Here is a 9,174-nt window from a genome sequence, read left to right as displayed (position 1 = left end):
GGGCGACTACCCGTGGGAGTGAGCACCACCAGCGACGGTGACGACTCGTACGAATAGCCATCATTGCTAAGATACTTTTTTAGGTCTACTTAGGATTCCGGGGGAAGGAAACCCATAGCCGGGTAACTTGTGCCGAATGCTACCGGCACCGCCGGTGCCCGTCCTGCTGATTAATCTCATAACCTCATCTTGTACAGCAGACTTCACTGCTCTTCGGACGCAGCGTCGAACAGTCCGGGATTGGTGCGGCTCACCTCAGGCGGGGTATTTCTCAACCCATCTTCCTGCTTTACCATGCCCGAATCGCTCTTCAAGGAAGATGAGGCCGCATCTGGCTCTTCCGCCGGCAGCACGTACCGAACGGGGCTCTCTTCGCGTGTTGCAAGACCGCGCTCAACAGCCATCATCAACCAATCACGAGCCTGACTGAGCCGAAGGTCGTCGAAATGGTCGCGCACCTCTTTCGCGCTGCAACGCTCCTTCAGAAGCGGACGAATGGCGGGCCAAACCCGTTCGAACAAAACGGTAGAGGAAGGCTCATCTTCAGAATCTCTCTCATCGTGTGCATCGTCGGGGGAAGGCGCTCCATCAGACATGGCTCGCTTCTCTTCAAGCGACGCGTCCCCCGCCAACCAGGCTTTGATACTCACATCCTCGTGCAGAATGCGTTCGTCAATGGAATGTCCTCCCTTCTTGATTAGCTTGCGGTTTCCTTCCGGCACCGGAGCGGTCGCGTAAACGAACATTGGGACCCATCCGTGCTTGAGGTTTTCGGTCGCACCAGCCCACGTCCCGCCACTTCCCGCCGCGGAATGCGCGACAACAGTGCGATCGCCAAGGGTGTAGATGTGCTTATTGCGTCCCATCGCTTTCCAGACAGCGAATCGGGAATGGGGGTGGTACGCAGAAATCAGCGTGAGCCGGTCTTCGGCGATCGCATTCCGGTATTTCTTCTTGCGAGCGGTTCGTGCCAGTCCGTTCGCCAGAGCACCTACGACCAATCCTTCTGCATCCAGGGCCGAGTCCATCGACATCTTGTCTACGCCACGGGCGCCCCCAGAGACCACAGAGACGCCCTCGTGTGCGCACTTCGTGGCCAGTTCGCGAACGAAGGTAAGGGCTTCGTCGCTGGAGTCTCTTGACCCCACCATACTGACTCCGCCATACTCCAGTAGCTTCGTATCGCCGACGCCGTAGAGAATGGGGGGCGCCAGGTGGCGCAGTCGGCGGCGTAGGCGTTTGGGGTAGTCTTCATCGGAGCGAGCGAGGATCCACCCGCCTTTGTTGGTCCAATGCTCAACAGCCAACGCCAGCGCCGTGCCTCGCTGTAGAAGCGCCTGCAAGCGTTCTTCGGTGAGCGTTCCGCTTTCCCCAAACACGGAGAGCTGGCTGCGCCCGTCCTCTTCAAGAAGGTTCTGGGGACGCATGCCCTGGTTGTTTAGCCAGTTGGCCACCTTGTTGTACTGGTTACGCGTGAGGGGCTTCACCGAGCTATCATCGTGGGAGCCGAAGTGCCCGCAAAGCAGAAGGATCGCCTTTGCATCAGGATCAAGCATATGGGAGCGGTCGGTCATCAAACTACACGGATGTCGGGGTGGTCTTGGCGAGGGCAAATGGGTAGACGGGACCAGCCCCGGCCTCTTTCAGGAGGGCCGCTGTGATCGTCAGGGTCCAACGCGAGTCGACCGTGTCGTCAACGAGGAGGACCGGGCCTGCATGCACCTGGCTGTCATCAACGGCGAACACACCATTGAGATTGCTGGTCTGCTGCTCGCTGTTCTCCATCTGCTTTTGGGGGCGATTTGCCTTGACTTTCCGAACGCATGCAACGAACGGGAGGTTCAGCGCCTGGGCCAGGCGCGCTGCATAGTCGGGGACCAGCTCCGGACGGTTATTTGAGGGCACGCAGGTCACCCATTCGGGCATCGGGGTGGGCTTCCATCGCTGCTGGATCATGTTTTTAGCTGCTTGCACCAGGCGGTCACTGAACCGTCCGTTCTCGTATTTGCCCTCTTTGACCATCTGGCCCCAGCCGGCATCGCCCCAAACGGATAGCGCGCGTCCTTCCTCGGCTCGTACATCGTTGGCCATGGTGCTTTTCCAGCCGTACGACGACAGGGAATCGGTGTAGGGCCACCGCTTTCGAGGCTTGATCGGCATCTCGCTTCGTCGCAGGAACGTCGCGGCGGCTTGGGCCACATCTTGAGGCGTTTGCTCCGGAATCAAGGGATCGCCCACACATCCGGCACAGAGTCCACAGGGGGAGGCGTGGGGGTCGTCCAGCGCAGACTGCAAGAACGCCATCAGGCACCCGTCGTGCTCCATGTACCGCTGCATCTCCTCCTGCTCTGCACGGCGGATGGCCTTGATCGCTTTTACCTTCTCCCGGTCGGGGGCGTAGGAGACGGGTGTTCGATACCAGCGCGAGCCGCTCTTTTCCACAGGCGATTGCCCTTGCACGGAAAGAAACTTCAGAACCTGGCGAATGTCGCTCTGCTTCATGTTGACCTGTTGCTCAATGCCTCGCACTTTCAGGCCATCCTGTGCATCATCAAGGGCGTCGAGCACCCGGTGCACGTTGGCTTCTACTGGAAAGGAACTGCGGATGAAGTAGTCAATGATGTCGTCGTCTTCGTTGCCGTGGAGCAGTACCCCATATGCGGTATTGCCGTCGCGCCCGGCACGCCCCACTTGCTGGTAGTAATGCACAACCGACCCAGGGCGCTGGTAGTGGATCACAAAGCCGAGGTCGGGCTTGTCGAAGCCCATGCCGAGTGCCACCGTGGCCACGAGGGCTTTCACCTCGTTGTTGAGAAGGGCCTGTTCCAGTTCCTGGCGCGTCTCGTTGTTGCAGCGCCCTGAGTAGGCCCGCACATTGACGCCCTGTGATTGCAGCCAGTCTGCAATATTCTGCGCGTCACGCACGGTAAGCGTGTAGATGATCCCGCTTCCAGAAAGGGTGGGCACGTGCTCGGCCAGCCAGGCCATCCGGTCGGTTGGACTCTGCATCTTGATGTTCTGAAGCCGCAGGCTTGAACGCGCCAGCGGACCGCGCGACACGTTCATGTCGGGCCCAATCTGCTGAACGACGTCGTCCACAACGCGGTCGTTTGCCGTGGCCGTTGTTGCCAGCACCGGCACATTGCCCGGCATGGCCTGCAAGATACGGGTGATGCGCTGGTAGTCGGGGCGAAAGTCATGCCCCCAGTCGGAGATACAGTGGGCCTCGTCTACCACGAAGAGCCCCACCCGGTCGGCTATCCGATCCAACACGCTGCGCCGAAAGCTTTCGTTGGAGAGACGCTCCGGTGAAATCAGCAGCACGTCGATAGCGCCGTCGTGGATCTTGCGCTCAATCCGATCCCAATCCTCGGTGTTTGAGGAGTTGATCGTGGCAGCGTTAATGCCGATGCGCTCTGCCGCTTCAATCTGGTTGCGCATCAGAGCAAGAAGCGGGGAGATCAAGAGCGTGGGCCCTGCGCCCTGATCACGCAGCAGCCGCGTTGCCAGAAAGTAGACCATGCTCTTGCCCCATCCGGTTCGGCGGACCAGCAGCACGGTCTTGCTGTCTTTCACGACGTCGCGAATGGCTTTCCACTGGCCATCTCGGAAGGTCGCGGCGGGGGTGTCGAGTCCTTGCCGAAGATACTGGAGCGCCTTTTCTTTCAGGCTCGTGGATGCGTTGGGCGAGCCAGAGGTGGGCGTCAGGACGTCTGAGGAGTGCTTGTGACGAGATGGCGTACGCCCCGATGTCGTTGGCCTGTTCGCAGACGGCTTGGAGCGATCTCGACCGCGTCCGAAATGTGTACGCAGGGCCTGGTAGGCGTCGTCTGTGACTTCGGCATCCGCGCCCCTGCCTGCGATGCTCTCGCCGTGGCCGTTCTTTTTCAGGAAGGCGATGATTCGCTCGGGGGCGACCTGAAGTTCTCTGACGATTAGGTACAGCTTGATTCCATCCATGATGAGGGTGGGGATTTGGAGCTTCACGTGCATAAGCATGATAAGCAGCACCTCGCCACATTCACCGCGCGCCGTGATGGGCTGTTCGAGGCGACTGCGAGTGGTTGACACGACACAGGCCTGAACTGTAACGTCGGTAGATAGCGGTTAAATGGTAGATGATCCCCAGACAGTCATCTCGGACAAGGCGCCGCTAATCCGGAAGCTATTCTTGCTATGATAACTCCGACTCCGTCAGGATTAGCGACTACCGGCTCACGTGATAGTTCATTGGTGCAGTCTGGGTCTGTTGATGCGAAACTGCGCACCATGGAGATGGGAGCCTCTCACGCCTAACCTGCAACAGCCTACATCACGACATCCGGGCCGTTGCGCGTCCGATGTAGGTTTGCAGATACACCTGGGCGGTGCGCCAGCGGTTGAGGGTAACAGGTGCGCTCCACACGTCGAAGTCGCGGCGCTCCACCTCGTTGAGCAGCTCCAACGCACCGATCCACCAGAACTTGAGGCGCCACTTGGCTCGCCACGTCAGTCGGGTGAGCGCCGTGTGGCCGCGTGCCAGGGCATCGCGGGCGCGGATCATCTGCTTCCACAGCACTTTGCGCACGGGTTCGGTGACGGTGCCCTGGCGGAGCGCATGCAGCGACAGGTCTTCGTGGCGCAGGTCCTCTTGCGGCAGGTACAGGCGGTCGGCCTCCAGATGCGCGGGGAGATGGACTACAGTCGCTGTGTAGAAGAAGCCACGGCTCAGGTGATCGGTAGCGCGCTTAAGCCGCTTCATGCCCGGCACCAGCCCCGCCAGCAGACGCCCGTGCGGTACGATCCAGCGGCCGACGAAGCGCTTCAGGTCGGCACCGGTGTCGTACCGGGCGGGCGGGGCGTGCTGCGGAAGCGCGCGCACCTGGGCCGCCAGGTAGTCGCGGTTCAAGTTATGACGGGTGCACGCTTCGTACGCGGCGGTGCTCACCTCGCGGGGCACCATCCGGATCGGCTCTCCCGCCTGCACCTGCTCATACGCCGCTTCAATGCGTGCCTCGGGGAGCGCCGGAGCCTCCGCCAGCGCGTCGTGCCAGTTCCAAAACGCCTGGGCCGCCGGACGCTGGGCCGACGACCAGCCGGTTTCATACGGACGCGCATACGGCATGTCGGGCATGGGCAATGGTATCGATACGAGCAGAAGCGTGAAAGGAAGGGATGCAGCTGTCAGGAGCACGTGTCCCCAGCATCGGCCCGGCTACCACCGGTCGTTGTGATGATCGGGGCGCCGATGATGAAACGTCGGCGTAAACGCAAGGCGCACCCCGGTCACCCCATCGGGACCCAGGCCCACGGCCATGTCGATCCACGTTGAATCTCGAAAACGCGGCGCGATACGCAGTCCCACATGAGCGCTCAGACGCAGGGGCACATTGGTGGTGGGACGCGGTGTGCGTTCAATGGTCGCATCAAGCGTACCTTGTTCAAAGACATCGGTGTAGACCGCCCCGGCGTGTCCTCCAACGTAGGGCTCTACCGTTACCATATTGGCCAGATTGCGCCACAGCACGCGGTAGCGCGCCCCCAGAAGCACACGGTCGCGGTCGGCAAAGCGTCCACGAGCTACGCCCGGCATCCGAAAAGCGTCAAGCGCCGAGAGATACATCGGCGGGATGGGTTGGTCGGTCGTGCTGCGTGCGATGCGGGCGTGGGCCGTCAGGTCGATCGTGTGCGCCGCTGCAAGGGGCACGTGTCCTGCCAAATCAGCTTCGTGCGTCCAGAACGACGCGCCGCCTTCCACATCCAAATAGCGCCCCGTCTGCCCGTGCACCAGCAGCCCGCGGCGCGGCCCGTGCTCCCGGTCGCGCGTGTCGTACGAGAGACCGAGTTGCGGACGCACCCCCGTCAGGCTGCGGGTGCGAACATCGCCGGTGCGGGTGCGCCCAAATGCTTGCAGGTAGAGCTGCGACCGCGCATCCAACTGCCGAAAAGCGTCGTCGTCATCGTTCTGCTGATCGTAGAGGCGATCGTGTACCACATGCACCTGCGCATGCAGCCGCAGTGCATCGGTGCCAAACGGCAGATAGCGTCCGCGCACACCGCCGCGCAATTGGGTGCGATGCAGTTCGAGGCGCGTATCGTCGTGCGGAAAGGGCCCCACGCCATAGAACCAGTCGCGTTTGGTGTGAAAGGCGCGGCCCTCCAGCACCGTAAAGCCCGGCTTCCGGTGGCTCCACTGCGGCGTCCACGCCACCGTGCCCACCTGCTGATAGCGCCCAACCAGCGCCGTAACGAGGCCCCGGCTTCCATCTCGCCCCAGGTTGTGCACCGAGAGCCCCGCACCGAGTCCGATGCCGGTACGCGGCCCCCAGAAATTGGCGGGATAGGGCCGTGGGTTCACCCAGACCGACGCCGCCTCCTCATCTGCATCCTCCTCGGCAGATTGCGCATGCACCGGCGGGTAAACGCCGCTGCTCCACATCCACCCGACCACAAGTACTGCAACAACGTATGTACGCACAGGCATACCAGCACATATTCAGAGAACTTCAACCGCGTGTGGGGGGCAGCCCCTGCACAAATGCACGCGTGCTCTTATATTAGCAAATTGAACGCACCGCATTGTGTTACTTTCATCAAAAGCCTCGTTCCATGCGCGTTCTTGTCATTGGAAGCGGCGGGCGCGAGCATGCGCTCTGCCGTGCACTGGCCGATAGCCCCTCGTGCAACGGCGTCGTTGCTGCCCCCGGGAACCCCGGCACCGCCCACGCCGGCACAAATCTGGATCTCGACCCCGCCGATCACGATGCCGTGGCCAAGGCCATCAGCACCCACGACATCGACTACACCATCATTGGCCCTGAAGCGCCGCTCGTAAACGGGTTGGCCGACCACCTGCGCGCCGCCGGACATCCGGTCATGGGTCCGAGCGCCGCTGCCGCCCGGCTTGAGGGCAGCAAAGCCTTCGCCAAAGCGTTCATGGCGGAGCACGACATTCCCACCGCAGCGTTTCGCACGTTTGCCGCCAACGAGGCCGACGACGCCCACGCCTACATCAACGACCAGCCCGTGCCGGTGGTCGTCAAAGCCAGCGGACTGGCGGGCGGCAAGGGCGCACTCGTCTGCACCACTCGCGAGGAGGCCCACGACGCCCTCGACCGCATCGTCGACGCCCGCGACTTCGGCGCAGCGGGCGATCAGGTCGTCATCGAAGCGTTTATGGAGGGCCAGGAAGCCAGCGTGTTCGTGCTTACCGACGGCGAGAAGTATGTCGTCTGCCCGCCCTCGCAAGACCACAAGGCCATTGGCGAAGGCGGCACCGGCCCCAACACCGGCGGCATGGGGGCCTACGCGCCCACCCCGCTCGTAGACGGCGCCACCCTCACCGCCGTATGCCGCACCATCGTCGAACCCACGCTCAAAGGCATGAGCGAAGACGGCACGCCGTACCAGGGCGTGCTGTACGTCGGGCTCATGCTCACCGATAGCGGCCCCAAAGTCGTCGAATACAACTGCCGCTGGGGCGACCCCGAAGCGCAAGTAGTGCTGCCCCTGCTCGACAACGACCTCGCCACGCTCTTCCAATCCGTTGCCGAACAGACGCTTGCAGGCGTACAGGTCCGCGCCAGCGCACAATCGTGCGTCGGCGTGGTGCTGGCCTCGCAGGGCTACCCGCACCAGTACGACACCGGCCTGCCCATCGACGGCATCGACCAGGCCGAGCGGATGCCGGGTGTGCACGTCATCCACGCGGGCACGCGCCGCACCGACAACGGCACGCTCGTCACCGATGGCGGACGCGTGCTCTGCGTCGTAGCCACCGCGCCCGATCTCGAAACCGCCGTCGAACGCGCCTACGACGGGGCCGATGCCATTCAGTTCGATGGCAAAACCCTGCGCCGCGACATCGCCCAGAGTGGCCTCATGGCCGCCTGATTTCGAATCCTCATGCTTTGCCATCTCGTCGCGAGGCTCCGCCTCGTGACGATGCCGTTCAGGGGCTCGGCCCCGCTCTCTTCAGGAGATGATAAGACCTCAGGTCAGGTGCACAACTCACACTGGATGCGAACCAGGCAACGTGCTATGAGCAAAACGAAACACACTTGACGACTCCCTTGCGTACACATGTGCCAGACTTACACCCTGTTTTTTAGAGGGATACGCAGCGTCGTGGCTGGGTTGAGGGGAACCGCCATCTTCATGAGCGCACTGCTTGTAGCGATGCTGGTGTGGCCCGCCGCCCACGCATCCAGCCCGCTCCCCGAGCCGCTGCCACGCGGGGCCGACACCCTGCACATTCGTCTTGAGGCCATCGACACACTCGCCACCTTCGACGCCCCCACCACCGTACGCCGCGATGCGCGCGAGCGCCTCTACGTGCTCGAACCCAATCAGCACCAGTTGCACGTGCTCGGACCCACACGCACGGTACAACGCACCATAGGGGGACACGGCACACGCGCCGGGCAGTTTCGGCGTCCGGCAGAGCTTGACCCCACCAACGGCCAAGTGCTCCTTATCGCCGACACCGGCAACGGACGTATCCAGCGCCTCACCACCGACGGGCGCGCGCTGGAGGTGATCGCCCTTTCGCATCGCAACGAGCCGCCCGCCGCCACCTATCGCCCCAGCCGCAACGACGCCGCCTCCACCGGCAGCGGACGCCCCACCGCGGTGCAATCGGCTCCCGGGTCCGGGCTCGTCGTCCTCGAATCCGATGCCGATGCCCTCTGGTACCTCAACGGCGACCGCACCGTGCTGCGCCGCCTTGCCCCATTCGACGTGCCCCTGGACCGCTGGCAGCCGCATGCAATCGTGCGCAGCCCCACCGGCGACCTGTGGGTGCTCGAAGCCGAGCGGCCCCGCGTGCTCATCACCGACGCGCTGGGCAGCATCGTTGCGCACCCCACCATAAGCGTCCATGCAGACGGCGGCTTTGTAAGCGGCTTTGCCGTAGGGCGGGCCGTAGGGCTCGTGCAGCCACGGGGTATCACACTGGTTGATGCCGATACGTACGCACCGCGCCGCCACTGGCACTGGCCCGACGCTGCCAACGCGCTGCAATCGGTCGCCGCCTCCCGCGATTCGCTCTACCTGCTCGCCGGTCCCCACCTGATGGCCACCCCGCGCCCGTAGCAACGGCGGTGCAGGTATGGCATCCGATACACTTGTCCAAATTCAAAACCATGGCCAGTTGTGCTTTAATATTCATACCACTCTACCTTTCCCGCCTTGCGT

Annotated in this window: 6 protein-coding genes; 2 read left to right on the top strand and 4 right to left on the bottom strand. The window is 62.8% G+C overall.

The genetic code is table 11. The annotated features are described in order from the left end of the window. Window positions 1–203 precede the first annotated feature (203 nt). The 4 genes from R6U20_RS03505 to R6U20_RS03490 form a co-directional block, all read right to left on the bottom strand. Window positions 204–1,556, bottom strand: coding sequence for a DNA-processing protein DprA (locus tag R6U20_RS03505; RefSeq protein WP_410336484.1), 1,353 nt, complete (start codon window positions 1,554–1,556; stop codon window positions 204–206). A 22-nt stretch (window positions 1,557–1,578) separates the two neighbouring features. Beyond that, window positions 1,579–4,071, bottom strand: a complete 2,493-nt coding sequence (locus tag R6U20_RS03500) for a RecQ family ATP-dependent DNA helicase (RefSeq protein ID WP_410336483.1) — start codon at window positions 4,069–4,071, stop codon at window positions 1,579–1,581. Between the two features lie 241 nt (window positions 4,072–4,312). After that, window positions 4,313–5,113 carry a squalene/phytoene synthase family protein gene (locus R6U20_RS03495; RefSeq protein WP_410336482.1) on the bottom strand — a complete coding sequence of 267 codons (801 nt, stop codon included), beginning with the start codon at window positions 5,111–5,113 and terminating at the stop codon, window positions 4,313–4,315. A gap of 81 nt (window positions 5,114–5,194) precedes the next feature. Next, window positions 5,195–6,463 (bottom strand): hypothetical protein, encoded by a 1,269-nt coding sequence (locus R6U20_RS03490; protein WP_410336481.1) that lies wholly within the window; start codon window positions 6,461–6,463, stop codon window positions 5,195–5,197. 125 nt (window positions 6,464–6,588) lie between these two features. On the opposite strand from R6U20_RS03490, the gene purD reads away from it, so the two are divergent. Then, the gene (gene purD / locus R6U20_RS03485; RefSeq protein WP_410336480.1) at window positions 6,589–7,872 is read left to right on the top strand and encodes a phosphoribosylamine--glycine ligase; all 1,284 of its coding nucleotides are present in this window, start codon (window positions 6,589–6,591) and stop codon (window positions 7,870–7,872) included. Window positions 7,873–8,136: 264 nt separating this feature from the next. Beyond that, window positions 8,137–9,072 (top strand): hypothetical protein, encoded by a 936-nt coding sequence (locus tag R6U20_RS03480; protein ID WP_410336479.1) that lies wholly within the window; start codon window positions 8,137–8,139, stop codon window positions 9,070–9,072. Window positions 9,073–9,174 lie beyond the last annotated feature (102 nt).

Origin of the sequence: Longimonas sp., from assembly GCF_046498435.1 — a bacterium.
Taxonomy (GTDB): domain Bacteria; phylum Bacteroidota; class Rhodothermia; order Rhodothermales; family Salinibacteraceae; genus Longimonas.
The sequence above is the reverse complement of the archived record's forward strand: the minus strand, read 5'-3'. Positions and strand labels throughout refer to the sequence as shown.